Origin of the sequence: Streptomyces sp. NPDC058665, assembly GCF_042714995.1 — a bacterium.
Classification (GTDB): Bacteria; Actinomycetota; Actinomycetes; order Streptomycetales; family Streptomycetaceae; genus Streptomyces.
The window spans coordinates 18,205-41,936 of the sequence record NZ_JBHXRX010000014.1 but is presented as its reverse complement, the minus strand read 5'-3'; the positions used below and the strand labels follow the sequence as shown (position 1 = coordinate 41,936).

Below are 23,732 nucleotides of genomic sequence, written 5' to 3'. Positions count from 1 at the left end.
CACCGTCTGTCAGTCCGTGCCGTACAGATCCCGGTACGCGGGGAACGTACCGCCCGGCCCTTCCACGCCCTCCGCCACCATCATCGCCCTTACGATCGCCCTGGTCACGGCGTCGGCCCCAGCCGCAAGGACTTCGTTGAGCGCCAGCGGGTTCCCAGCATCGAGCATGCGTTCCCCGGTGGCCATTGTGAAGACCGTGTCGCCGTCGTTGAGCAGATGGACGGGACGGACGGCGCGCGCGATACCGTCGTGCGCCGTCCCCGCGAGCTTCTGCGCCTGGGCCTTGGAGAGGTCGGCGTCGGTTGCTACGACGGCGAGCGTGGTGTTCAGCGGAGGCCGCCCCTCACGCTCGCGCACCTCGGCCAGACGCGCGAGAGCCGCCTCGTGCACATCGGCCGGCGGATAGCCGGGACGGCCCTGCAAGTACCGCCCGTACAGCACACCCGTCAGCGGATCGACCGCGGACCCCGCCGCGTTCGCGACGGCCAGCGCCGCGACCGTGATCCCGGACGGCAGCAGCACGCTCACCGTACCGACCCCGCCCTTGAGCTGCCCCACCACGGCCCCGGTCCCGGCACCGACCCCGCCCTCGGCGACGGGTGCCCCCGGCTCCGTACGGGCCGCCGCCTCGACCGCAGCCCGGCCCGTGGAGGCATCGGGGCGGGCCCGCCAGTCACCGCCGCGCCCGAGATCGAAGACGCAGGCGGCCGGGACGACCGGCACCACCTGGGCCGGGTCGGGCCCGACCCGCACACCCCGCCCCTGCTCCTCCAGCCACGCCACCACACCGGAGGCGGAGTCGAGCCCGAACGCGCTCCCGCCGGTGAGCACGACAGCCTCGACACGGCTCACCAGATTGCGCGGATCCAGCGCGTCGGTCTCCCGGGTACCCGGGCCACCGCCCCGTACGTCCACGGCGGTGACCGCCCCGCCCTCCGGCGCGAGAACGACCGTCGTACCGCTGAGCGCCCGGTCCCCGGCCACCCGCGCGTGGCCGACCCGAATCCCCGCCACATCCGTCAATGCGTCATTGAGTGCCATGGATCCCATGCGTACCACGACGCCGGACCCCACCGCGGCGCATCACCGAGTCCGCCGCTCCCACCCCCGTACCCTGGACGCATGAGCACCGCCCGCACCCCCGGACCGAGCGACCCCGAGACGGCCCCGGAACAGCCCGCTCCCCAGCGGCCGGCAACCCCCGAGCCGGCAGCCCCGAAGCAGGGCCCGCCGCGGCCGTCGCTCGTCTTCGACGATCCCCTGGACAGGCAGTCCTCGGACGACAGCGACACCGGCTGGGGCGACCGACCTGCCGCGAGCGGTGACAGCGCCACCGATCTGGCCCGCTTCCTCGACGAGAAGCCGCCCCACCACATCTGAGCGCTCCGAGCACCGGGAGCCCGACCGCCCCGCGCACCGACCGGACGGGTCCTATGAAGCGCTCTGCCCCTGTCCCTGTCCCTGTCCTTGTCCCGGCACCCGGTGCTGAGCGACCAGGGTGTCCCTGATCTCCTTCAGCACCTCCAGCTCGCTCACCTCGACGACCTCCTCCACCCTCTCCTTGGCGGCCTGCTGCCTGGCGCGCCTGGCGAGGTACTTCGCCATCGGCAGGACCATCAGGAAGTACACGACGGCGGCGGTGATCAGGAAGCTGAGCGTCGAGCTGAGCACCGTCCCCCACATGATCGGGATGCCCGACACCACGTCGCCGGCGGCGTTCGTCTCGCACGGAGACTTGAGACACGAGCTGTAGTGGTCCAGATCCTTGGTCCCGAACGCGCCGACCACCGGATTGATGACGCCCTTCACCAGCGAGTTCACCACGTTGGTGAAGGCGGCGCCGATGACCACCGCGACCGCGAGGTCGATCACGTTGCCACGCGTCAGGAAGGCCTTGAAGCCCTCCAGCACGCTCTCCTTCTCGTTGCTCACCAGTGAGCCCTTCGTTATGTGTGCCACGGGGACCGGGGCAGAGACAGCGGCGACGTCCGCCGTCCGCCCGGACACCATGGGCAACGCGCGCCCCGGCTGTCCAATCCGCCCATGCTTTGGTGTGACGAGTCTGCTCATCAGTACGACGGCGAAGAGCGCGGGTCGCCACCTCGCGGGTCAGCACAGCGTCAGCGCCAGCCGCGAGTTCGTGCTCGCACCCGCCAACTCAGCCGCCACGTCACGCGCGACGGTCAGCAGGACCAGCGCGCCACCCTCGACGGCGCTCTCCAACGCCCGTGGGACGGATTCCACCAGCACGCCCCTGGCGAGCACCCGGGCGTCCGATTCCCCGCCGCCGGGGGAGTGCGCGGCGGCGATCACATCGACCCGGTCCCCGGGACGCAGCAGCCGCACCGTCTCCACATCCGCGATCCGCACCGGAGCCGTGACCAACCGCACCTTGTCCACGCCCGGTTGAGCGCCCGCGCCCGCGCCGCCCGCGCCACCCGCCGCGGCGCGGGCCGCCGCCTCGGCGCGCTCCTCCGCTCCGGCCATCGCACCGGGACCGCCCCCACCCGACGCCGCCAACGCCGCCGCCGTCACGGCCAGTCCCGCCGCCATGGCACGCCGCCGCCGGTGCAGCGCCCTGCGCAGCCGATGCCCGCCGCCGCGCACCCGCAGCGGATCGAACGCGGGCACCCCGCACGGTGGGGGCGCTGCGGCCACCGGCGTGGGCGGGAAGAGAGGAGGAATCGAGGACGAGCGCGAGGAGGAACGCGAGGAGGAACGGGACATGGCAACCACCACCTGCCGTGAGGAGTTTCTGCTGGCCGCTCCTCACGATCCACGCCCGGCCGGAATCCCGCTGAAGCCTGTGGACAACTGCCCGAATGTGAATAACTCGGCCACCCGAACGAGGTCCTCCGCATGCGTTACGGCAGCTTGAGCCCCGTGTCGATGCCGTCCAGCGCGTGCGAGCACAGGCAGTCCCTCGTCTCGCCGTTCTGCAGCCCGCCCACCGTGTCGAACAGCACCGTCCTCAGCCGGTCCACGTTGGAGGCGAAAACCTTCAGCACCTCCTCGTGCGACACGCCCTCGCCCGTCTCCGCCCCGGCGTCAAGATCGGTCACGAGCGTCAACGACGTGTAGCAGAGCCCCAGTTCACGGGCGAGAACGGCCTCCGGATGACCCGTCATACCGACCACCGACCACCCCATCGACGCGTGCCACCGCGATTCGGCGCGGGTCGAGAAGCGCGGCCCCTCGACGACCACCAGCGTCCCGCCGTCCACCGGCTCCCACTCGCGCCCCCGCGCCGCGACGAGCGCCGCCTCACGCCCCTCCGGGCAGTAGGGATCGGCGAGCGAGATATGGACGACATTCGACTTCTCCCCGTCGGGCAGCGGCACACCGTCGTAGTAGGTCTGCGTGCGCGCCTTCGTACGGTCCACCAACTGGTCGGGTACGAGCAGCGTCCCCGGGCCGAATTCCTCACGCAGCCCGCCCACCGCGCACGGGCCGAGCACCTGCCGTACGCCGATGGACCGCAGCGCCCACAGATTGGCGCGGTAGTTGATGCGGTGCGGGGCGATGTCGTGCGCGCGCCCGTGACGGGGCAGGAACGCCACGCGCCTGCCCTCGACGTCGCCGAGGAAGAGCGAGTCGCTGGGCGGTCCGTAGGGGGTGTCGACGGTGACCTCGGTCACGTCGTCAAGGAATGAGTACAGGCCCGAGCCGCCGATGACGCCGATCTCCGCGGTCTCCGAGCCCTCTGCGTTCGCCTTGGTCACCATGACGATCACCCTAGGCCCTGCCCGGCGGATCTTTCGCGGGCCCTGGGCGTCTGGCACGGCACCCAGGGCCTGATCCAAACGACAGGACCTAGCCGGCGCCGCACGGCGTACGGGTGCGCGCGCACCCGGGAACGCCGAGGACCCCGCCGTACCGAACGGCGGGGTCCCGGAGGATGTATCGGTCGGTCAGGCGGCGGAGGAACCGCTGGAGCCGGAGCTGCCGCTCGCGGCGCCCGACTTCGAGCCGGAGCCCGAGGAGCCCGAGCCCGAGCTGGACGAGGAGCCGTTCGACGACGTGGACGCGGACGACGACTTCGAGTCCGACGACGAACCCGACGAGGAGGACGACTTGTCGCTCGAACCGCCCGAGTCACCCGAGCCGTTCGAGGCGCCCGCCTTGGCCGGCGTGCTGCTCGACGACGAGCCGCGGCTGTCGTTCCGGTAGAAACCGGAGCCCTTGAAAACGATGCCGACCGCCGAGAACACCTTCTTCAGGCGTCCTTGGCACGCGGGGCACACGGTGAGGGAATCGTCGGTGAACTTCTGCACCGCCTCAAGGCCCTCGCCACAGTCGGTGCACTGGTACTGATAGGTCGGCACTTTTCCTCCTGGCACTCTCACTCAATGAGTGCTAACGACGCTCCATAGTGACGTATTCCGCTGGATCAGTCCACTGCCACCGGCACGCGGTGACCCATTCCACGCGCCGCGACACGGCCCGACGCCTTCGGCGTCAGCCGCGAGCGCAGCGCGACAAGCGTGGCCAGAGCCAGTGCGGTGCCCACCAGGGGAACCACGAACCCGGCGCTCGCGCCATGGGCGTCCGCCAGCTGCCCGGCCGCCGTGACCGCGCCTGCCTGCCCGAGCGCGACCGCGCCCGTCAGCCAGGTGAAGGCCTCCGTACGCGCTCCGGCCGGGACCAGGGCCTCGATCAGGGTGTAGCCGCTGATCAGCGCGGGCGCGATGAAGAGCCCGACCAGCAGGCCGAGGCCGGCGAACAGCGGCACCGAGTGCACGGCCCACAGCCCGGAGGTGGCCAGGGTGAGGCCCAGATAACCGGTGATCAGCCGGCGGCGGGGCCCGCCCTTCCAGGCGATGGTGCCGTACGCGATACCCGCGAGCATGTTGCCGGCGGCGAAGACTCCGTACAGAAGGCCGTTCGCGCCGGGGTTCCCGATCTCCTCGGCGAACGCCGTGAGCGAGACCTGCATACCGCCGAAGACCGAACCGATACCGAGGAAGACCACGGCCAGGACGCGTACGCCGGGCACGGACAGCGCCGAGACCCGCGCCCCGCGCGAACCGCTCGCCGCGCCCGTATCGCGCCCAGCCGGCTTCGGCTGCGTCCTGCGCTGCGCGGCGAACAGCAGCCCGCCCGCCAGGGTCAGCACGCCCTCGGCGGCCAGTCCCGCCGCCGGGTGTACGGAGGTGCACAGCGCGGTCGCGAGGACGGGCCCGATCACGAAGGTGAACTCGTCCGTGACGGACTCGAAGGCGGCGGCCGTCGGCAGCAGCCGCGCGCGCTCGTCGGAGCCACCGAGCACGGCCGCCCAGCGCGCCCGCACCATCGGACTTACCTGCGGGATCGACGCGCCTGTCGGTACGGCGGCGACGAACAGCGCCCACAGGGGAGCGCCGGCCAGTGCGAGCGCGGTCAGGGCGGCCACGGACGCCGCGTGGAGCAGGACGCCGGGCACCAGCACCGCGCCCTGCCCGAACCGGTCGGCGAGCTTGCCGTTCTGCGGTGCGAAGAGCGCCATGGAGACACCGGTGACGGCGGCGACCATACCGGCGCGACCGTACGAACCGGACGTGTGCTGGACAAGCAGGACGATGCCGATCGTCAGCATCGCGAAGGGCTGCCGGGCGGCGAAGCCGGGAAGCAGGAACGTCCAGGCGCCGGGCGTACGCAGCAACTGCCCGTAACCGGGGCGGCGCGGGGCCGTTCCCCCGGAGGCGCCGGCGGTGGTGTCGACCGTGTCGGACACGGTCCTTGCCTTTCTGCCGCCTGGTGACACCCCCGGACGTACGGGGGCTGCCGAGAGCTGTCCTCTTGCGCGGAACTGCGGTAGATACCCGGGTCCACTGGAGGGGACACCACGGCCGCCATACGGTCGCGCCAGCTCTGCGTCAGGCAGAGTTGGTCGATCAAGTCTGTGCGTCGAGGCCTGTGCGTCACGTCCTTGACGCGACAGGCACGGGCCTCATCCTACCTGTGAAATACCAGGAAGATCCCGGCCCGTACCTGTGATTGACGCCTCCGGGCGTCAAGGCCTTCGATTCCCAGGCCCCGCCGCCCGTACAACCCCCGTCCGCCCCAGCGCCGAGGTCCGTCCCCAGCGCCGACGCCCGCCGTCAGCGGTGTCCCGGCCCGAAGCCGCTGCCCCCACCGACCCCGCTCCCCGGCTTTCCGTGCCCTCCCGGCCTCCGAGCCGACCCACCGCCCGGCCCGCGCCCACCGTTCGCGCCCAGCCAGTCGGCCAGCTTTCCGCCCTGCCCGACGGCCCGCAGACGCCGCTCGGCCGCGTCCCGTACCGGATCGGTCGCCACCACCAGCAGCTCGTCCCCGTGCCGCAGCACGGTCGACGGCCCCGGCACGAAGCTCTTGTCCTCCCGTACGACCAGCGTGACCGCCGACCCCGGCGGCAGCCGCAGCTCACCCACCTCGACGCCGTGCATCTTCGACCGGTCCGGGATCGCCACGGACAGCAGATGACCGCGCAGCCGCTCCAGCGGCGCCGACTCGATCCCGAGGTCGGCCGCCTCGGAGGGGTCGCCGAGGTGCAGCTTCCCGGCCACCCAGGGCAGCGTCGGCCCCTGCACGATCGTGTAGACGACGACCAGCACGAAGACGATGTTGAAGATCCGGTCGCTGCCCTCGACCTCCGAGACCATCGGGATCGTCGCCATGACGATGGGTACGGCGCCACGCAGCCCCGCCCACGACATCAGCGCCTTCTCCTGCCAGGGGATGCGGAACGGCGCCAGGCTGACCAGTACGGACACGGGCCGCGCCACCGCCGTCAGCACCAGACCCACTATCACCGCGGGCCAGATGTCGTCGCCCAGTTCGTGCGGCGTCACCAGCAGTCCCAGCAGGACGAACATGCCGATCTGCGCGAGCCAGCCGAGCCCCTCCGCGAAACCACGGGTCGCGGGCGCGTGCGGCAGTTTGGAGTTCCCCAGCAGCATGGACGCCAGGTACACGGCGAGGAATCCGCTGCCGTGGGCCATGGCCCCGGCCGCGTACGCGACGACGGCGATGGCCATCACGGCGATCGGATACAGACCGGAGGCGGGCAGCGCCACATGCCGGAGCCCGAAGGCGCCCAGCCAGCCGACCGCGATCCCGATGGCGGCGCCGATGGCCAGTTCCAGGAAAATCTCGCCGACCAGTATGTACCAGTGCTCCACCGGTCCGACCCTCGACAGCGCGACCACCATGATCACCACGGGGGCGTCGTTGAAGCCCGACTCCGCCTCCAGCGCACCCGTCACCCTCGACGGCAGCGGAATCTTCCTCAGTACGGAGAAGACGGCGGCGGCGTCCGTGGACGAGACGACGGCGCCGATGATCAGTGACTGCCGCCAGTCGAGGCCGACCAGGAAGTACGCGGCGGTCCCGGTCACGCCCACGCTCACGGCCACACCGACGGTCGACAGGGCGACGGCGGCCGGCAGCGCGGGTTTCGCCTCTTTCCACTTCGCGGCGAGACCGCCCTCGGCGAGGATCACGACCAGGGCGGCGTAGCCGATCACCTGGGTCAACTCGGCGTTGTCGAACTTGACGTTGAAGATGCCGTCCTGGCCTATGACGACGCCGATCCCGAGGTAGAGCAACAAGCTGGGCAGCCCGCTCCGGGACGAGATCCGCACCGCGGCGACCGCGATCAGCAGCACGAGCGAGCAGATGAGCAGGAGTTCATTGAGCTGGTGGACAGTCAGCGGCCGATCCTTCCCCTCACGCACACCGGATCGTTTTCCCGGCAGTCGGCACTTCGTTACCTTACCTAATCTTTAACGTTTTCTTGACGCGATCGATCGTTCGTGCGATCGATCGCGTGATTTCCTGTGTGATCGTCCGAGGAGTCCCGACGGGTCGTACTAGTGACACCGCGTCGGAGCGGGTGAACGGCTGCGCCTATGGTTGCTGCAGCATTCCAGGACCACCCTGCCCCTCGAAGGACAGCGATGCCCGCCAACTCAACGCCCCCTGCCACCAAAAAGAAGGGGCGACGCGCCCGCCTTGTCGTGATCGTCCTGGTGCTGGCTCTGGTAGCAGGCGTTGGGTACGGCGCCTACTGGGGTGTCAGCACCGTGCGTGCCTCGCTCCCGCAGACCACCGGCACCATCACGATGCCGGGTCTCGACGGCCGGGTGGAGGTCAAGCGCGACAGTTACGGCGTCCCGCAGATCTACGCCAACACCGACCGGGACCTGTTCCGCGCGCAGGGCTACGTCCAGGCGCAGGACCGCTTCTGGGAGATGGACGTCCGGCGCCACATGACCTCGGGGCGGCTCTCCGAGATGTTCGGCAAGGGGCAGGTCGAGACGGACGAATTCCTGCGCACGCTGGGCTGGCGGCAGGTGGCGCAGGAGGAGTACGACAGCAAGCTCTCCGACGAGACGAAGAAGAACCTCCAGTCGTACGCGGACGGGGTCAACGACTACCTCGAAGGCCGCGACGGCAAGGACATCTCCGTCGAGTACGCGGCGCTGAAGTTCACCAACGACTACAAGCCCGCGAAGTGGACCCCCGTCGACTCGGTGGCGTGGCTCAAGGCGATGGCGTGGGACCTGCGCTCCAACATGCAGGACGAGATAGACCGTTCGCTGCTCACGAGCAGGATGGACGAGAAGCAGATCGAGGACCTTTATCCGTCGTATCCGTACGACAGGAACAAGCCGATCGTCAGCGAGGGCGCCGTCGATCCGCTCGCGGAGGAGTACGACCCCAAGGCCGAGCCGGGTGACGTGTCGGCGAACGGTACAGGCACAGGTACGGGCACGGGGACGGGGACCGGCACAGGGACCGGCACAGGCATAGACACCGGTACTGGCACCGGCGCCGGCGGCGGCGCCGTCACCGACGGTCTGGAGTCCCAGCTCGACTCCCTCTCCGCCACCCTCGACGAGATCCCCGCCCTCCTCGGCCCCAGCGGCAGCGGCATCGGATCCAACTCGTGGGTCGTCTCCGGCCAGTACACGACGACCGGCAGCCCGCTGCTCGCCAACGACCCGCACCTCGCGCCCCAGCTGCCCTCCGTCTGGTACCAGATGGGTCTGCACTGCCGTAGCTCCACCAAGGACTGCCAGTACGACGTCGCCGGCTACACCTTCGCCGGCATGCCGGGCGTGATCATCGGCCACAACAAGGACATCGCCTGGGGTATGACCAACCTCGGCGCGGACGTGACCGACCTCTATCTGGAGAAGGTCAACGGCGACACCTACCAGTACGGGAACGAACAGAAGAAGTTCACGACCCGTCAGGAAACGATCAAGATCGCCGGTGCCAAGAGCCAGACCATCACGGTCCGCTCCACCGAACACGGCCCGGTCGTCTCCGACCGCGACGCCGAACTGCGCAGGGTCGGAGACAAGGCCCCCGTCAACAACGCGGCCCCGGACCGCGGCGAGGGATACGCGGTCTCCCTCCAGTGGACCGCCCTGGAGCCCGGCAAATCCATGGACGCGGTCTTCCAGCTCAACAAGGCCAAGAACTTCGCGGAGTTCCGCAGGGCGGCGCAGAGCTTCGAGGTCCCCTCGCAGAACCTGATCTACGCCGACGCGAAGGGCAACATCGGCTACCAGGCGCCCGGCCGGATCCCGATCCGCGCCAAGGGTGACGGCTCAGTGCCGGCCCCGGGCTGGGACCCGTCGTACCGCTGGGAGGACTACATCCCCTTCGACGAGCTTCCTTACGAGGAGAACCCGAAGCGCGGCTACATCGTCACCGCCAACCAGGCCGTCATCGACAAGGACGACTATCCGTACGCACTGACGGAGGACTGGGGCTACGGCGCCCGCAGCGAGCGGATCAACGACCTCATCAAGTCGAAGATCAAGGACGGCGGCAAGATCTCCACCGACGACATGCGCACGATGCAGACGGACAACCGCAGCGAGATCGCCACGCAGCTCATGCCGTACCTGCTGAAGATCGATGTCGCGGACCCCGCCATCCGCGAGGCCCAGAAGCTCCTCGAAGGCTGGGACTACACCCAGGAACCGGACTCGGCGGCAGCCGCGTACTTCAACGCCGTCTGGCGCAACGTCCTCAAGCTCGCCTTCGGGAACAAGCTTCCCAAGGAGATGCGCGTCGAGGGCGAGTGCCTCAGCGTGCGCCCCGCCGACAGCACGGGCCCGGCCGACGACCTCGCGGAGCTCGTACGGGAGTGTGGCCGGCGGTCGGAGGACTCGGCGCAGCCGGACGGCGGCGACCGCTGGTTCGAGATCACCCGCAAGATCCTCAAGGACGAGGACAACGAGTGGTGGCAGTCCCCGAAGACACGTACGGAGAAGGCCACCGACACCCGTGACGAACTTCTGCTCCGCGCCCTCACGGACGCGCGCTGGGAGCTGACCGCCAAGCTCGGCAAGGACGTCTCCACGTGGAGCTGGGGCCGACTGCACCAGCTGAACCTGGAGAACCAGACCCTCGGTACGGAGGGTCCCGGCATCGTGAAGACCCTGCTCAACCGCGGCCCGTGGAATCTGGGCGGCGGCGAGGCCGCGGTCAACGCAACCGGCTGGAACGCGGCGAGCGGCTACGACGTCATGTGGGTGCCGTCGATGCGGATGGTGGTCAACGTCGGTGACTGGGACAAGTCCCGCTGGATCAATCTGACGGGCGCCTCCGGGCACGCGTACAGCCCGAACTACACAGACCAGACGGAAAAGTGGGCCAAGGGCGAGCTGATCGACTGGTCGTTCAGCAGCAGAGCGGTGGAGGAGAGTACGGGGGACACCCTGACGCTCGCGCCGTAGGCACTCCCGCCGTAAGCATCCGCGGCAAGCACCCGCGTGCGGCTCCGGCGGGCCCCTCAGACGCTCCCGAAGCGCCTGGTCCCGCCAGGGGTCACCACCACGTGCACGGGACGGTCGTGCGGCTCCTCAGGGACCCGCCCGACCACCTCGTGGTCGTACAGCAGCACCGCGAGAACGGCTCCCGCGTCAGCCCCCGCCCCCTCCAGCCGGCCCAGGACCCGGTCGTACGACCCGCCGCCCCGCCCCAGCCGCATCCCGCGCCCGTCAACCGCGAGCCCGGGAAGCAGCACCACCCGTGCGTCCAGCACCGCGTCCACACCCAGCCGGGCACCCTCCGGCTCCAGCAGCCCCCGCTCCGCGCGCGCCAGCCGCTCCGCCCCCTCGTACGCCGCCCAATCCAGATCGTTGTCAGGCAACAGCACCGGCAGGAGGACCCGCGCCCCCCGCTCCCACAGCGTGTCGAGCAACGCGCGCGTGCCCGGCTCGCGCCCCACCGAGACATACGCGGCGACGGTCCCGGCCTTCGCCAGTTCGGGAAGCTCCAGCGCCCGCCGCGCGAGAACCGCGGAAGCCTCCCGGACGTCGTCTTCGGACAGCAGGCGCCGCGCGCGAAGGAGCTCCTGCCGCAGAGCGGTCTTTCCTGGCAAGTCGGAGTTCATCGGACTTCGCAAATCTCTCGTATGTATACGTATGGAGAGAAAGTTAACCGGAGCAACATCTTCCTCTCATCCGCGGCAGATAGGCTGCGCGCCATGACTCAGTCGCCCCCCAGGATCAGCAAGGCTGTCATCCCCGCCGCAGGGCTGGGAACCCGCTTCCTGCCTGTCACCAAGGCCACTCCCAAGGAGATGCTGCCTGTCGTCGACAAGCCCGCGATCCAGTACGTGGTCGAGGAAGCCGTGATGGCAGGGCTCTCCGACGTTCTCATGGTCACCGGACGCAACAAGCGTCCCCTGGAAGACCACTTCGACCGCAACTACGAACTGGAGGAGGCGCTCACCCGCAAGGGAGACACCGAACGCCTCGCCAAGGTGCAGGAGTCCAGCGACCTGGCGACGATGCACTACGTCCGGCAGGGTGATCCCAAGGGACTCGGCCACGCAGTCCTGTGCGCCGCCCCGCACGTCGGAGACCAGCCCTTCGCGGTGCTCCTCGGAGACGACCTCATCGACCCGCGCGACCCGCTGCTGTCCCGCATGGTCGAGATCCAGGAGAACGAGGGCGGCAGCGTCATCGCCCTGATGGAGGTCGAGCCCGACCAGATCCACCTCTACGGATGCGCCGCCGTCGAGCCCACCCCGTACGGCGACGTGGTCAAGGTGCACGACCTGGTCGAGAAGCCCGACAGGGCGGACGCGCCCAGCAACTACGCCATCATCGGCCGATACGTCCTGGACCCGGCCGTCTTCGACATACTGCGTCAGACCGAGCCCGGCCGCGGCGGCGAGATCCAGCTGACCGACGCGCTCCAGCAGCTCTCGGCCGACGAGAAGATCGGCGGCCCGGTGCACGGCGTCGTCTTCAAGGGACGCCGCTATGACACGGGTGACCGCGGCGACTATCTGCGTGCCATTGTCAGACTCGCGTGCGAACGTGAAGACCTGGGACCGGACTTCCGGACCTGGCTGCGCAGTTACGTCAACGAGGAGATGTAAGACCTTGAGCAGTACGGCGACACCGGCACCGGCGCCTGCCTCGGGCCAGGGACGGCTCTGGACGGTGGACGAGCACCTGGCGGACATCCTCGCCACGGTCCGCCCGCTCGACCCGATCGAGCTGCAACTGCCCGACGCCCAGGGCTGCGTCCTCGTCGAGGACGTCACGGTGCCGGTGGCGCTGCCGCCGTTCGACAACAGCTCCATGGACGGCTACGCGGTCCGCACGGCCGACGTGTCCGGCGCCGACGAGGAGTTCCCGGCCGTCCTGACCGTCATCGGCGATGTCGCGGCGGGCGGTGAGGCCCTGCCGCGCGTCGGTCCCGGGGAGGCGGCCCGGATCATGACCGGCGCACCGCTGCCGCCCGGCGCCGAGGCGGTCATCCCGGTCGAGTGGACCGACGGCGGTACGGGCGGCGGGGCCGCCACCTCCATGCGGCCGGCCGGCTCCGCGCCCGAGGGCGCGAGCGGCGAGGTCAGGGTCTACCGGCCCGTCGAGCCCCGCGCCCACGTCCGCGCGCGCGGCAGCGATGTCCAGGCCGGGGATCTCGCCCTGGAGGCCGGCACGATCCTGGGACCGCCGCAGATCGGCCTGCTCTCCGCCATCGGCCGCTCCACCGTCCGGGTCCACCCGCGCCCGCGCGTGGTCGTCCTGTCGACCGGCAGCGAACTGGTCCAGCCGGGCGAGGCGTTGGGCCAGGGCCAGATCTACGACTCCAACAGTTTCGCGCTCACCGCAGCCGCGCGGGACGCGGGCGCCATCGCCTACCGGGTCGGCGCGGTGACCGACGACGCGGACACCCTCCGGGCCACGATCGAGGACCAGCTGATTCGCGCGGACATGATCGTGACGACCGGCGGTGTCAGCGTCGGGGCGTACGACGTGGTCAAGGAGGCGCTGTCCTCCGTAGGAGACGAGGACGAGCCGGGCAGCGGCATCGACTTCCGCAAGCTCGCGATGCAGCCGGGCAAGCCCCAGGGCTTCGGCTCGATCGGCCCCGAGCACACCCCGCTGCTCGCCCTCCCCGGCAACCCCGTGTCCAGTTACGTCTCCTTCGAGTTGTTCGTGCGCCCCGCGATCCGGGCGCTCATGGGCCGCCAGGACGTCCACCGCCGGACGGTCCGCGCGACCCTGAAGAGCGACGAGACGCTGAAGTCCCCGGCGGGCCGACGCCAGTTCCTGCGCGGGATGTACGACGCCGAGGCGGGCTCGGTCGTCCCGGTCGGCGGCGTCGGCTCCCATCTCGTCGCCGCCCTCGCGCACGCCGACGCGCTGATCGTGGTCCCCGAGGAGGCGGTCTCGGCGGAGCCGGGGAGCGAGGTCGACGTGGTGCTGCTCGGCTGACGGAGTGGCGGTGGCGGTAGCGTGTCCTGCCAGACAGGCCCCGCCGGGCCCGGACCGGGAGCGCCACAGCGATGACTGCGTTTACCCGGGGGGAGACCCCCGGACCTTCTCCACAAGGCCACCTGACGCATATCGACGAGGCGGGCGCGGCCCGCATGGTCGACGTCTCCGCCAAGGAGGTCACCGCGCGCACCGCCAGCGCGAGCGGCCGGGTGCTGGTCTCGCCGCGCGTGGTCGAACTGCTGCGGGGCGAGGGGATGCCCAAGGGCGACGCTCTGGCCACCGCCCGTATCGCGGGCATCATGGGCGCGAAACGCACCCCCGAGCTGATCCCGCTCTGCCATCCCCTGGCGCTCTCGGGAGTCACGCTCGACCTCGCCGTCACGGACGACGCGGTGGAGATCCTGGCGACCGTGAAGACCACGGACCGCACGGGCGTGGAGATGGAGGCCCTGACCGCGGTGTCCGTCGCGGCGCTGACGGTGGTCGACATGGTGAAGGCCGTCGACAAGGGCGCGGTCATCACGGACGTACGGGTCGAGGAGAAGACCGGCGGGAAGTCGGGCCGCTACTCCCGCCGGGCTCCCGAGCCGGACGGACGGCCGCAGACGAACGGGACCCCGGAGAGGGGCACGGCATGAACGATTCCGCCGAGAGCGGCACCGTGCCCCGGGAGCCGTACCGCGCGCTCGTCGTCACCGCGTCCAACCGCGCGGCGGCCGGTGTCTACGCGGACACCGGGGGCCCGATCATCGCGAGCGCCCTCACGGAGCTCGGTTTCTCGGTCGAGGGCCCGCTGGTCGTGCCCGACGGTGACCCGGTCGAGCGTGCCCTGCGCGACGGGGTGGCCGCGTCGTACGCCGTCATCCTCACCACCGGCGGCACCGGCGTCTCGCCCACCGACCGCACCCCCGAGGCCACCCGCCGCGTCCTGGACCACGAGATCCCCGGCATCCCCGAGGCGATCCGCGCCGAGGGCGCCCGGAAGGTCCCGACCGCCGCGCTGTCGCGGGGCCTCGCGGGTGTCGCAGGCCGGACCCTGATCGTCAATCTGCCGGGCTCCTCCGGCGGTGTACGGGACGGGCTAGCCGTCGTGAACAGGCTGCTCGTCCACGCCGTCGACCAGATCCACGGCGGCGACCACCCCCGTACCGACGGATGAACTCCTTCTGGCCCGTGGCGCTGGTGGACGGCGATGTCGTCCTCCGGCCCATAAAGTCGCGCGACCAACGGGCCTGGCGCGAGGTGAACCGGCGCAACCGCGAGTGGCTGCGGCCGTGGGAGGCGACGATCCCGCCCGCGCCGCCCGGCGCCCCGGTCGCCCAGCGCCCGACGTACCGGCAGATGGTGCGTCATCTGCGCGCCGAGGCGAACGCGGGGCGGATGCTGCCCTTCGTCATCGAGTACCAGGGACGTCTGGTCGGCCAGTTGACCGTCGCCGGGATCACCTGGGGCTCGATGTGCTCGGGGCATGTCGGCTACTGGGTGGACCGCGACGTGGCGGGCCGCGGTGTCGTGCCGACGGCCGTGGCCCTCGCCGTCGACCACTGTTTCCGGCTGGTGGGGCTGCACCGGATCGAGGTCTGCATTCGGCCCGAGAACGGGCCGAGCCGCCGGGTCGTGGAGAAACTCGGATTCCGTGAGGAAGGCACCCGGCCCCGTTATCTGCACATCGACGGGGCGTGGCGGGACCATCTGGTCTTCGCGCTGACGGCCGAGGAAGTGCCGGAAGGACTCCTGTACCGCTGGCACCAGGCGCGACCTGGGGCGCCACAGAAATGAAATAAGTGTTCGATAATGGTCGCCATCCGACCATCAAGTGATCCGAACAATCACAAAAAAAGTCCGTGATATCAGCCAGATCGTGCGACACACCGGCTCAATTGGCGGATCCCGTCGCGCGAACACCTCTACGGTGTGAACCGTGAGCAGCAGCGGCCTCATCTACGCAGTCATCGTCGGGGCCTGGGCCGCCTACTTGGTACCGATGTGGCTCCGCAGGCAGGACGAGCTCAACGAAGCCCGTCCGACGGAACGCTTCAGCACCGCCATCCGGCTGCTGTCCGGACGGGCGGCGATGGAGCGCCGGTACACCAGGGAGCTGCGGGACCGCACCACCGAGGAGGCCGGGCCCGACGGTGAGCCGGACGTGGCGGCGGAGCCGACGAGCTCTGTCGACGTCCGGGCCTTCTCCGCGCCCCCGGCCCATACGGAAGTCCGCCTGGAACTCCCGGCACCGGCACCGGCACCGTCGCCCCCGCGGCGCGAGGCCCCGTCCGGCGCGGCGGCCGAACGCGCCCGCCGCGCCCAGCGGTCCCAGGTCCTCGCCCGTCGCCGGCGCACCACCGTGGTGCTCTTCCTCGCCTTCACGGTGGGCGCGGTCGTCGCGGGCGTCCAGGGGCTCGCCTTCCTGTGGGCGCCGGGCGTTCCCGCCGTACTCCTCAGCGTCTACATCGTGCATCTGCGCGCCCAGGAGCGGCGCCGCTTCGTCTTCACGATGGACCGCCGCAGGGCCGAGATCGCCGCGCAGCGCCTGCGCGAGAACCGCCCCCGCCGCCACCAGGCCCCGGCCCCGGCCGAGCCGGACGAGGAGCCCGAACCCCGCACCGCCCCGGAACCGGCCGCCTCGGTCTCCCCCCAGGAGGCCGGCCGCCGCGCCCTGGTCGAGCAGACGGACCACGCGGAGTGGGTCGACCAGCAGCGCGACCGCGGCCCGGCCCGCGGCGACAGCTGGGAACCGGTCCCGGTCCCGCTCCCCACGTACGTGACGGCCCCGGTCGCCCCGCGCGCCACGGGCGGCGTCAACGTCAGCGACCCGGAGACCTGGAGCGCGGCCCGCTCCTCCACGGCCGAACCGACCCCACCGGAACCCGCCCCCGCCGACCCCCCGCCCCACCGCCGCCCCCGCGACCGCAGCCGCACCCCCCTCTTCGACCAGTTCGACAACGACGACCGCCCCCGCGCGGCCAACGAGTGACCGGCGAGGAACGGATTTCCAAGCACCCCGACGGTGGTGCTAAAGTTTCACTCGTCGCAAGGGCCTGTGGCGCAGTCTGGTAGCGCACCTCGTTCGCATCGAGGGGGTCTGGGGTTCAAATCCCCACAGGTCCACGGCAGGGCCGTTTACGAGCTGGCTCGTAAGCGGTTCACGAATCCCGTCCGATCACTTTGATCGGGCGGGATTTCGTCGTTTCCAGGGCTCGATTGCCGGGGTGCGGGCACTAGAAGCGGTCTGGGCGGCAACCTGACAGAGCCGACTCAACGGTTCCGTCGACCAACTCCCGTGCGACCAGGCGGCCCACAGCCGCGGCGAGCGTGACCGCCGAGTGCATCACTGCCACGTAGAGGCCGGGGACCTCGGCGACCGGGCCGACGATCGGCTCACCGTCGACCGGCATTGGACGCACTCCGATTCGGGTGCTGAGCAGCTCGACGCTCCCGGCGCCATGGAAAGTGGACCGGACGGCGGCAAGGGTCCGTTCTGGCGAGTCCGCGGCGGCGATCAGCCGGTCCGCGGCGACCTGCCGAAGATCGAAGTCCTCGGTGTTGACCACGGTGCGGACCAGACCGGCCGGGGCGCTGAGCCGGAACAGCGGACACGGCGACGGTTCGACCGGGACGCGTACGCCGAGCGGCTCGGCCAGCTCGGCCGTGGCAACTCCGGCCGCCAGCACCACCGTCGCACCGGAGAGGGGTCCTGCTGCCGTCTCAACCCCGGCGATCCGGCCCTCTGGACCCCGGCGGACCGCGGTGACCGGCGTGTCCAGACTTACCCGGGCTCCATGGGCGCGAGCGCCCGCGACCAGCCGCTCGGTCACGCCCACCGAGTCGACAGCGCCGTCGTCCGGCACCCAGACAGCCCACTCCGGAGGCTGCCGAAGAGTGGGCTCAAGTGTCGCCACGGTGGCCGCGTCCACGATCGTCTGCCCGGGTCCGGCGTCCGGCGCACCGCCCTCCCTAGCCCAGCTCAGCGAGCCGGACCAGGTCACCGGGAGCCCCGGCAACTCGGCCCCGAGCCGGTGGTACTCCGCCGTCGCGGTGGCCCGCAGCCCGGCGGCCGGACCTTTCCGCACGCCGGACGCGCCGATCCAGGCGAACGAGTCCGCCGTCACGCCGGCGCCTGGCCGCCCGGCATCGACCAACGTCACGTCGGCGCCCGCCCGAGCGGCGTGATAAGCCACCGATGCACCGACAATTCCGGCGCCGACGACGACCAAGTCCCTGCTCCCCGATGGCCTCAACATGTCCAGGACCCTAGCGTTCGCCCGCGCGGACCGGTGGGTCTATTTCCGCGGACCGAAGACTGCCCGTAGAACGAGATCCAGGCGCGGAACACTGGTCGGTCACGCACGCGTTGCAGAGCCCTCGGCCATCGTCACCTCGTGACCCTCTTCGCGCGTACGCTTCCCTTCCCGTAGGGAAGAAGAGCCGGCTAAGGACCGGCAAGGCGCGGAGGAGTGGCGGGGTGCGGCGGATCGATGTGACGGAGCGGCGGGCCCGGCTCGGTGTACGGCATCGGCTGGCGGTCGCCGCCCGCGCGGACGGGCCCGTCGAGGTGGCGCGTGACCTCGTCGCCCTGCACAGCACCGATCCGTCCTCCGTGTATGTCGCCATCTGGGCGCGGACGAACGGCGGTTCGGTACGGGAGGTGGAGCGCGTCCTGTACGAGGACCGCACCCTCATCCGGCTGCTGGGCATGCGCCGTACCGTCTTCGTCACCCCCCTCGATGTGGCCCCCGTGCTCCAGGCCGCCTGCTCGGACGCCGTGGCCGCGCGCGAGCGCCGCAAGCTGCTCGGGTTCCTGGCCGCGTCGAAGGTCGCTGACGACGAGGCGGGTGTACGGGCGTGGCTGGCCGAGACCGAGGACATCGCCGTACGCGCGCTCGCCGCCCGCGGTGAGTCGACGGCCGCCGAACTCGCGGGCGACGACGCCCGCCTCCGTACGGAGGTCGTCCTCTCGGCAGGCAAGGCCTACGAGGGCACCCAGAAGGTCGCGAGCAGACTGCTGCTCCTGCTCGCCGCCGAGGGCCGGGTGGTACGCGGCCGGCCACGCGGCTCGTGGACCTCGCACCAGTACCGCTGGGCGCCGCTGACCGACTGGTTCCCCGGCGGCCTCGCGCACGGGGACACCCACCGCGCGGAGGAGGAGCTGGCCCGGCTCTGGCTGCGGGCGTTCGGCCCGGCCACGGCCGACGATCTGCGCTGGTGGGCGGGGTGGACGAAGACGCAGGTCAAGCGGGTGCTGACGGAAGTGAGGCCGGTCGAGGTCGACCTCGGCGGCGGGGCGACCGGGCTGCTCCTGCCCGACGACCTGGAAGAGACCGTGCCGCCGGAGCCGTGGGCCGCGCTGCTGCCGGCCCTCGACTCCACGCCGATGGGGTGGCACGAGCGCGGCTGGTTCCTCGGCGAGCACGGGCCGCGCCTCTTCGACAGGGTTGGGAACATCGGTCCTTCGCTGTGGTGGGACGGCCGCGTCGTCGGCGGCTGGGCGCAGGACAGGAGCGGTGAGATCGTGTGCCGCTTCCTGGAGGATGTCGGCGCCGACGCGGAGGCGGCGGTACGGCGCGAGGCCGAGCGCCTCGCCGTGCCCCTGGGTGAGGTCAGGCTCAGCCCCCGCACGCGCGGGCGCACCTGGCTGGAGGACGAACTGGCGGGCTGACACCCGGCAGCGCGTACCTGCACGGCGGTCATCGGCCGGGCGGTCGGCGCTCTCCCGCGAACGCGCACGGCATCGAGCGGACCCGGTTGTCGAAGTTCGACGGCACCAGCACCGGCGCGCCCACGGAGCGCAGTTCGGGCGATCTCGTCAGCAACTCCCGGAAGAGCGCCTTCATTTCCTGCTTCGCCAGGAACGTGCCCAGGCAGTAGTGCGGACCCCCGCCGCCGTACCCCACATGCGGGTTGGGGCTCCGGGTGATGTCGAAGCGGTCCGGGTCGGTGAAGACCGACTCGTCGCGGTTGGCGGAGGCGTAGAACAGCACCACCCGGTCGCCCCGCCGGAAGTCGTGACCGTTTATCCGGTGGTCCTGGATCAGTCTGCGCCGGAACTGGATGATCGGCGTCGAGTGCCGCACGATCTCCTCGACGGCGCCCTCCTCGTACCGGTCGAAGTCACTGAGCAGCAGGGCCCGTTGGTCGGAGTGATCGGTCAGCAGGGACAGGCCGTGCGCGATCGCGTTACGTGTGGTCTCGACCCCGGCGACCATCAACAGCGAGAAGAACGAGCCCAGTTGGCGGCCGTTCAGCGACTGGCCGTCGATATCCGCGTTCACGAGCGCGGAGATGAGATCCCCGGTCGGATTCCTACGCCGCTGCCGCCCGAGGTCCGCGACCATTCCCTGCATGGCGGCCAGTGCGCGAAGTCCCTTTCCCGGTACGCGAATTCGCTGCCGTACCGTCCGCGCGACGCCCACTTCCGCGGACGCCCGATTCACCTGGGCGAGGATCGACGGACGCTCCTTCTCGGGAATGCCCATCAGATTGCAGATGATTTCGAACGGCATACGTGACGCGACGGCGGTGACGAAATCCTTCGGCCGTTCCCGGAGCAGGTCGTCCACAATGCGCTTCGCCACCGAGCGGACATCCTCCTCCGTCGCGGCGAGAATGCGGGGGGTGAAAGCGCGGGAGACGATCCGCCGCAGCTGGGTGTGTTGCGGGTCGTCGAGATTGACCAGTGACTCCCCGAACACCGCCCGCACCCAGCGGGCCGGCTCGGGGGTGGTGACGCCGGGCGCGCTGCCGAACACCTCCGCGTTCCGGCTGGCCTCCACCACGTCCGCGTGCCTGACCAGCGCGTAGAAGCCCCGCTCCGGCCGTAGCCGGCCTCCCGGCCGCTCCACGAAGTACCGCGGCGGTCCGGCGGCGCGGAGCCGGGCGAAGCCCTCCAGCCTTTCGGAATGCGGCAGTTGCCAGAATGAGGGATCGGCGAGATTCGGCGTCATGTGTCCATTCCTTCCGTGGCTTCGAGCTTCCCACGCCGGACGTGACATCAGCGTGCGCCGGACGTAGGGCAGACGGGGGTATCCGTGAGCTGTTCTCGCACACGGGGGCGACTACTCCGCCACTCGGGTGACGCGAACTCACCTCCCGTGCCCGCGGGCCGCTACTGTGCCGGAGCATGACCTTCTCCAACACCGCGCAGGGAAGCCTGCAATACGCCCCTCTGCTCGGCACCCTCACGGTAATTCCCTGGACGGGTGAGCAGTCCGACGACGAGCGCAACCCGCCTTTCCTGCTGGCCTATTCACTCGGCGACGGCTGTGACGGCGCGGAGGCCGGTCAAGAGGCGATGCGTGCCGTCATCAAGGAGGTCGGTCTCAGGACCGGCCCGGGGCTGACCGATGTCGCCGCGTCGCCCGCCATCCCGATCACGCTGCTGGTGCAGGCCGGGCGGGCCGTGCTGACCATGCCGTATCTGAAGGCCCAGTGCGCCGTCCCCCCGGAGTGGGAGGAGGACGCCCGCCTGACGGGCGCGGTGTACTTCATCCTCGCCACCCAGCCGTGGCCCGAGGGCATCCCCGGCAGGCCGGTGAGCGAGGAGGCGCTGCGCGCCTTCGTCGGCGACGAGGCGGTGCTGACCGGTGCCGCGCACAGCCTGGTGCCGGTGAGCACCCTGCGCGGCTGACGCGCGGCCCCGGCTCACAGCCCCTTCTGACCGGGCCCTCCGGTGGCGGGGAGCGTACGTCCCGCCTCGTCCCACTCCCGTACCAGAGCGGTGTAGATGGGGGTGGGGATCGGCGCGGCGGTGGGGGGAGGCGGGGTCGGCGGAGGGGGCGGGACCGCTTCGGCACGATGCTTGGGCACCGCTGTGAGGCGCTGCCATCGGGGTGCTTGAACGGAGTTCATGCTCTGGCAAACGCCGTAATCGCCCCCTGAGTCACTGTGCCCGGCGTGTTGAGGGGGACAGCTGAAACGCTACTTCGAATGCGTGACCGAATCGGTGGAGCAGACACCATGACAACAGCAGTGAGCGACAAGGCGCCGGCGTCCGGCGCGCACAGGTACGGGGACGAGCCCGCGCGGGAGGGACGGCACAGCGCCCCGGGGGTTTTCGGTGCGGGGCGGGTGCTGGCGTGGTTGTTGGTGGTGTCGGGTGCGGCGGGTGTGCTGGCGTCGTGGGTGATCACGATCGACAAGTTCAGGCTGCTGGAGGATCCGGCTTTTCAGCCGGGATGCAGCCTGAACCCGGTGGTGTCGTGCGGGAACATCATGAAGAGCGACCAAGCGTCGGTCTTCGGGTTCCCGAACCCGATGCTGGGGCTGGCGGCCTACGCGGTCGTGGTGTGCGTGGGGGCGGGGCTGCTCGCGGGGGCGCGCTACCGGCGGTGGTTCTGGCTGGGGCTGAACGCGGGGATGCTCTTCGGTGTCGGGTTCTGTACGTGGCTCCAGTACCAGTCGCTCTACAGCATCGGCTCCCTCTGCCTCTGGTGCTCACTGGCCTGGGTCGCGACGATCGTGATGTTCTCCTACGTGACGACGTACAACGTCACGCACCGGATCCTGCCCGCGCCCGCCGGACTGCGCACCGCGCTGGGGGAGTTCCACTGGGTGCTGCCGGTGCTGTGGATCGGGATCATCGGGATGCTGATCCTGACGCGCTGGTGGGACTTCTGGACCAGCTGACCCGCGCCCGCGAGCCCCGCGAGCCCGCACGAGCCCTCACGACGAAGCGGCCGCACGAAGCGCGCACTCGCGTGCGCCTGTTCGTGCGGCCGCCGGTGGTACGGCAGTTGGCCCACCTGGGCGGGACCGCGGGCCTACTGACCGAGCGGGATCCCACCGAGCATCGCCCCGCCCTTGCCGCCCTTACCCCCCTTGCTTCCCTTACCGCCCTTGGCGCCGCCCAGCCCCTTCGCCACGTCTCCCAGGCTGCTGACGAGCGAGCCGTCGTTCTTCGGGTCCAGCGCGTTCGTGTTCACCACCTGGGCGTCGAGCGACTCCTGGTTGGTGACCGTCTCCAGGGCCCCGCCGAGTCCGCCGTTCAGGCTCATCGGGACGCTCCCGGCGGCGAACGCCGGGGCGCCGGCGCCCAGTGCCAGCACGGAACCGGCGAGGACCGCGGCGACCTTCACAGGCTTCATGGGCTTCGTGGGCTTCATGGTGAGTCCTTCTTTCGACGGGAGTCTCGCTTGCCTGATCTCGACCTCATCAACGATTTCCGACCGCGCCGGACACGACGAACGGCCGTACGGGCCCCGCGTTGACGGGGCCGGTACGACCGTTCTGGCGCTGCGTGGTGCTACGGAAGCTGCGGCGTCGACGGCACGCCCGGAAGCTCCGGAGCCGGCGCGGGAACGTCGGCCTCGGGCAGCTGCGGCAGCTCGGGCAGACCCGGCAGGTTCGGGGCCGGCAGGCCACCGTTCATGACGAGCGCGGTGGTGAGGTTGACCAGCGCGGTCACGACGGCCTTCGACTGGGTGGCGACGGCGTTCGCGTCCCTGGCGGTCGTCGCCCTGAGGAGCGCGTCGGTGGCCCGCCGCACGGAGTCGACGGCCTCGGCCCTCAGGTCGGCGGCGGCCTGGGCCTTGTCGTCGGCGCCCATGCCGTTCGTCGCGTCCATGTGGCCCATGTGGCCCGCCGGCTTGGCGGGGGCGGCAGGCGCGGCGTTCTGCACGGCGTTCAGGGCCTTCCTGATCGCCTTCTGGTGCCTCTGGACGTCGGCGGCGGAGATCTGGCCGTTGTCCGCGGCGATGACGGAGTCGAGGAGGTCGGTGACCGGCTTGATGGCGCCGGACAGCGAACTCAGCGTCTGCGTCTGCTGCTTGAGGGCCTCGGCGTCGGCGATCGGGGCGACGGCCCTGGCGCCGACACCCACCGGCGTCTCCTGGACGGTGACGGCGGCGGCGGTACCGGCGGTACCCATGACGAGTACGGCGCAGACGACGGCGGCTGCGGCGCGGGATGAGACGTGGGAACGCATGAAAAGGTCCTTTCAGGACACTAGAGGGGGTTTCGTCTTCACCGTGGGTCGCGGGGCCGCCGCCCGCAACCGATCCGGAGCCCCGCCCCGTGTCC

General features: G+C 70.7%; 23 protein-coding genes and 1 tRNA gene. 12 read left to right on the top strand and 12 right to left on the bottom strand.

Annotated elements, in window-relative coordinates:
- Window positions 1-9: 9 nt before the first annotated feature.
- Entirely contained in the window at window positions 10-1,041 is a 1,032-nt protein-coding gene (locus ACFWV8_RS11495; RefSeq protein WP_384199930.1) for a P1 family peptidase, read from the bottom strand.
- A gap of 81 nt (window positions 1,042-1,122) precedes the next feature.
- Between ACFWV8_RS11495 and ACFWV8_RS11490 the strand changes: the two genes are divergently transcribed.
- Window positions 1,123-1,380, top strand: coding sequence for a hypothetical protein (locus tag ACFWV8_RS11490; protein ID WP_384199928.1), 258 nt, complete (start codon window positions 1,123-1,125; stop codon window positions 1,378-1,380).
- 51 nt (window positions 1,381-1,431) lie between these two features.
- Here the strand turns inward: ACFWV8_RS11490 and ACFWV8_RS11485 are convergent, their stop codons facing one another.
- The 6 genes from ACFWV8_RS11485 to ACFWV8_RS11460 all read right to left on the bottom strand — a co-directional run bounded on the left by ACFWV8_RS11485 (window position 1,432) and on the right by ACFWV8_RS11460 (window position 7,643).
- A complete protein-coding gene (locus tag ACFWV8_RS11485) occupies window positions 1,432-1,932 on the bottom strand; it encodes an MscL family protein (RefSeq protein ID WP_384199926.1) in 501 nt (166 codons plus the stop codon).
- Window positions 1,933-2,109: 177 nt separating this feature from the next.
- On the bottom strand, window positions 2,110-2,727 hold the full coding sequence (locus tag ACFWV8_RS11480) for a hypothetical protein (protein WP_384199923.1): 618 nt from the start codon (window positions 2,725-2,727) through the stop codon (window positions 2,110-2,112).
- Window positions 2,728-2,864: 137 nt separating this feature from the next.
- Complete coding sequence (locus ACFWV8_RS11475; protein ID WP_384199921.1) at window positions 2,865-3,725, bottom strand: S-methyl-5'-thioadenosine phosphorylase; 861 nt, start codon at window positions 3,723-3,725, stop codon at window positions 2,865-2,867.
- A gap of 186 nt (window positions 3,726-3,911) precedes the next feature.
- On the bottom strand, window positions 3,912-4,325 hold the full coding sequence (locus tag ACFWV8_RS11470) for an FmdB family zinc ribbon protein (RefSeq protein WP_384199919.1): 414 nt from the start codon (window positions 4,323-4,325) through the stop codon (window positions 3,912-3,914).
- A 65-nt stretch (window positions 4,326-4,390) separates the two neighbouring features.
- A complete protein-coding gene (locus ACFWV8_RS11465) occupies window positions 4,391-5,713 on the bottom strand; it encodes an MFS transporter (RefSeq protein WP_384199917.1) in 1,323 nt (440 codons plus the stop codon).
- A 367-nt stretch (window positions 5,714-6,080) separates the two neighbouring features.
- Complete coding sequence (locus tag ACFWV8_RS11460) at window positions 6,081-7,643, bottom strand: potassium/proton antiporter (RefSeq protein WP_384200140.1); 1,563 nt, start codon at window positions 7,641-7,643, stop codon at window positions 6,081-6,083.
- Window positions 7,644-7,916: 273 nt separating this feature from the next.
- On the opposite strand from ACFWV8_RS11460, the gene ACFWV8_RS11455 reads away from it, so the two are divergent.
- A complete protein-coding gene (locus ACFWV8_RS11455) occupies window positions 7,917-10,715 on the top strand; it encodes a penicillin acylase family protein (RefSeq protein WP_384199915.1) in 2,799 nt (932 codons plus the stop codon).
- 56 nt (window positions 10,716-10,771) lie between these two features.
- On the opposite strand, the gene ACFWV8_RS11450 is transcribed toward ACFWV8_RS11455, so the two are convergent.
- The gene (locus ACFWV8_RS11450) at window positions 10,772-11,374 is read right to left on the bottom strand and encodes a 5-formyltetrahydrofolate cyclo-ligase (protein ID WP_384199913.1); all 603 of its coding nucleotides are present in this window, start codon (window positions 11,372-11,374) and stop codon (window positions 10,772-10,774) included.
- Between the two features lie 93 nt (window positions 11,375-11,467).
- On the opposite strand from ACFWV8_RS11450, the gene galU reads away from it, so the two are divergent.
- The 7 genes from galU (at window position 11,468) to ACFWV8_RS11415 (ending at window position 16,826) form a co-directional block, all read left to right on the top strand.
- Window positions 11,468-12,370 carry a UTP--glucose-1-phosphate uridylyltransferase GalU gene (galU, locus tag ACFWV8_RS11445; protein WP_329386530.1) on the top strand — a complete coding sequence of 301 codons (903 nt, stop codon included), beginning with the start codon at window positions 11,468-11,470 and terminating at the stop codon, window positions 12,368-12,370.
- Window positions 12,371-12,374: 4 nt separating this feature from the next.
- On the top strand, window positions 12,375-13,715 hold the full coding sequence (gene glp / locus ACFWV8_RS11440; protein WP_384199911.1) for a gephyrin-like molybdotransferase Glp: 1,341 nt from the start codon (window positions 12,375-12,377) through the stop codon (window positions 13,713-13,715).
- Between the two features lie 71 nt (window positions 13,716-13,786).
- Window positions 13,787-14,356, top strand: coding sequence for a cyclic pyranopterin monophosphate synthase MoaC (gene moaC, locus ACFWV8_RS11435; protein WP_384199909.1), 570 nt, complete (start codon window positions 13,787-13,789; stop codon window positions 14,354-14,356).
- A complete protein-coding gene (locus tag ACFWV8_RS11430) occupies window positions 14,353-14,877 on the top strand; it encodes a molybdenum cofactor biosynthesis protein B (RefSeq protein WP_384199907.1) in 525 nt (174 codons plus the stop codon). The genes moaC and ACFWV8_RS11430 overlap by 4 nt, the downstream gene beginning before the upstream one ends.
- The gene (locus ACFWV8_RS11425; protein WP_384199904.1) at window positions 14,874-15,497 is read left to right on the top strand and encodes a GNAT family N-acetyltransferase; all 624 of its coding nucleotides are present in this window, start codon (window positions 14,874-14,876) and stop codon (window positions 15,495-15,497) included. Before ACFWV8_RS11430 ends, ACFWV8_RS11425 begins: the two co-directional genes overlap by 4 nt.
- A gap of 142 nt (window positions 15,498-15,639) precedes the next feature.
- Window positions 15,640-16,692 carry a gephyrin-like molybdotransferase receptor GlpR gene (gene glpR / locus ACFWV8_RS11420; RefSeq protein ID WP_384199902.1) on the top strand — a complete coding sequence of 351 codons (1,053 nt, stop codon included), beginning with the start codon at window positions 15,640-15,642 and terminating at the stop codon, window positions 16,690-16,692.
- Between the two features lie 60 nt (window positions 16,693-16,752).
- A tRNA-Ala gene (locus tag ACFWV8_RS11415) sits at window positions 16,753-16,826 on the top strand.
- A 110-nt stretch (window positions 16,827-16,936) separates the two neighbouring features.
- Here ACFWV8_RS11415 and ACFWV8_RS11410 read toward each other — a convergent pair.
- Window positions 16,937-17,959: an NAD(P)/FAD-dependent oxidoreductase gene (locus ACFWV8_RS11410; protein ID WP_384199900.1), complete on the bottom strand. Its 1,023-nt coding sequence runs from the start codon at window positions 17,957-17,959 to the stop codon at window positions 16,937-16,939.
- 221 nt (window positions 17,960-18,180) lie between these two features.
- Here ACFWV8_RS11410 and ACFWV8_RS11405 point away from each other — a divergent pair, with 221 nt between their 5' ends.
- The gene (locus ACFWV8_RS11405) at window positions 18,181-19,374 is read left to right on the top strand and encodes a winged helix DNA-binding domain-containing protein (protein ID WP_384199898.1); all 1,194 of its coding nucleotides are present in this window, start codon (window positions 18,181-18,183) and stop codon (window positions 19,372-19,374) included.
- A gap of 28 nt (window positions 19,375-19,402) precedes the next feature.
- On the opposite strand, the gene ACFWV8_RS11400 is transcribed toward ACFWV8_RS11405, so the two are convergent.
- Window positions 19,403-20,659 carry a cytochrome P450 gene (locus ACFWV8_RS11400; protein ID WP_384199896.1) on the bottom strand — a complete coding sequence of 419 codons (1,257 nt, stop codon included), beginning with the start codon at window positions 20,657-20,659 and terminating at the stop codon, window positions 19,403-19,405.
- A 176-nt stretch (window positions 20,660-20,835) separates the two neighbouring features.
- Between ACFWV8_RS11400 and ACFWV8_RS11395 the strand changes: the two genes are divergently transcribed.
- Together ACFWV8_RS11395 and ACFWV8_RS11390 are read left to right on the top strand one after the other, a co-directional pair.
- Complete coding sequence (locus tag ACFWV8_RS11395) at window positions 20,836-21,342, top strand: DUF5949 family protein (protein ID WP_384199894.1); 507 nt, start codon at window positions 20,836-20,838, stop codon at window positions 21,340-21,342.
- Between the two features lie 329 nt (window positions 21,343-21,671).
- A complete protein-coding gene (locus tag ACFWV8_RS11390) occupies window positions 21,672-22,340 on the top strand; it encodes a vitamin K epoxide reductase family protein (protein ID WP_384199892.1) in 669 nt (222 codons plus the stop codon).
- A 134-nt stretch (window positions 22,341-22,474) separates the two neighbouring features.
- Here ACFWV8_RS11390 and ACFWV8_RS11385 read toward each other — a convergent pair whose 3' ends face one another.
- Together ACFWV8_RS11385 and ACFWV8_RS11380 are read right to left on the bottom strand one after the other, a co-directional pair.
- Window positions 22,475-22,816 carry a hypothetical protein gene (locus ACFWV8_RS11385; RefSeq protein WP_384199890.1) on the bottom strand — a complete coding sequence of 114 codons (342 nt, stop codon included), beginning with the start codon at window positions 22,814-22,816 and terminating at the stop codon, window positions 22,475-22,477.
- 140 nt (window positions 22,817-22,956) lie between these two features.
- Window positions 22,957-23,637, bottom strand: a complete 681-nt coding sequence (locus tag ACFWV8_RS11380; RefSeq protein WP_384199888.1) for a hypothetical protein — start codon at window positions 23,635-23,637, stop codon at window positions 22,957-22,959.
- Window positions 23,638-23,732 lie beyond the last annotated feature (95 nt).

Bases quoted from the DNA above. Each gene is read 5' to 3' on its own strand.
- moaC (WP_384199909.1), top strand. From the start codon at position 13,787: ATGACTGCGTTTACCCGGGGGGAGACCCCCGGACCTTCTCCACAAGGC.
- ACFWV8_RS11490 (WP_384199928.1), top strand. From the start codon at position 1,123: ATGAGCACCGCCCGCACCCCCGGACCGAGCGACCCCGAGACGGCCCCG.
- ACFWV8_RS11475 (WP_384199921.1), bottom strand. From the start codon at position 3,725: ATGGTGACCAAGGCGAACGCAGAGGGCTCGGAGACCGCGGAGATCGGC.
- ACFWV8_RS11385 (WP_384199890.1), bottom strand. From the start codon at position 22,816: ATGAAGCCCACGAAGCCCATGAAGCCTGTGAAGGTCGCCGCGGTCCTC.
- ACFWV8_RS11390 (WP_384199892.1), top strand. From the start codon at position 21,672: ATGACAACAGCAGTGAGCGACAAGGCGCCGGCGTCCGGCGCGCACAGG.
- ACFWV8_RS11400 (WP_384199896.1), bottom strand. From the start codon at position 20,659: ATGACGCCGAATCTCGCCGATCCCTCATTCTGGCAACTGCCGCATTCC.
- galU (WP_329386530.1), top strand. From the start codon at position 11,468: ATGACTCAGTCGCCCCCCAGGATCAGCAAGGCTGTCATCCCCGCCGCA.
- ACFWV8_RS11480 (WP_384199923.1), bottom strand. From the start codon at position 2,727: ATGTCCCGTTCCTCCTCGCGTTCCTCCTCGCGCTCGTCCTCGATTCCT.
- ACFWV8_RS11410 (WP_384199900.1), bottom strand. From the start codon at position 17,959: ATGTTGAGGCCATCGGGGAGCAGGGACTTGGTCGTCGTCGGCGCCGGA.
- ACFWV8_RS11430 (WP_384199907.1), top strand. From the start codon at position 14,353: ATGAACGATTCCGCCGAGAGCGGCACCGTGCCCCGGGAGCCGTACCGC.
- ACFWV8_RS11450 (WP_384199913.1), bottom strand. From the start codon at position 11,374: ATGAACTCCGACTTGCCAGGAAAGACCGCTCTGCGGCAGGAGCTCCTT.
- ACFWV8_RS11425 (WP_384199904.1), top strand. From the start codon at position 14,874: ATGAACTCCTTCTGGCCCGTGGCGCTGGTGGACGGCGATGTCGTCCTC.
- ACFWV8_RS11495 (WP_384199930.1), bottom strand. From the start codon at position 1,041: ATGGCACTCAATGACGCATTGACGGATGTGGCGGGGATTCGGGTCGGC.
- ACFWV8_RS11395 (WP_384199894.1), top strand. From the start codon at position 20,836: ATGACCTTCTCCAACACCGCGCAGGGAAGCCTGCAATACGCCCCTCTG.
- ACFWV8_RS11380 (WP_384199888.1), bottom strand. From the start codon at position 23,637: ATGCGTTCCCACGTCTCATCCCGCGCCGCAGCCGCCGTCGTCTGCGCC.
- ACFWV8_RS11455 (WP_384199915.1), top strand. From the start codon at position 7,917: ATGCCCGCCAACTCAACGCCCCCTGCCACCAAAAAGAAGGGGCGACGC.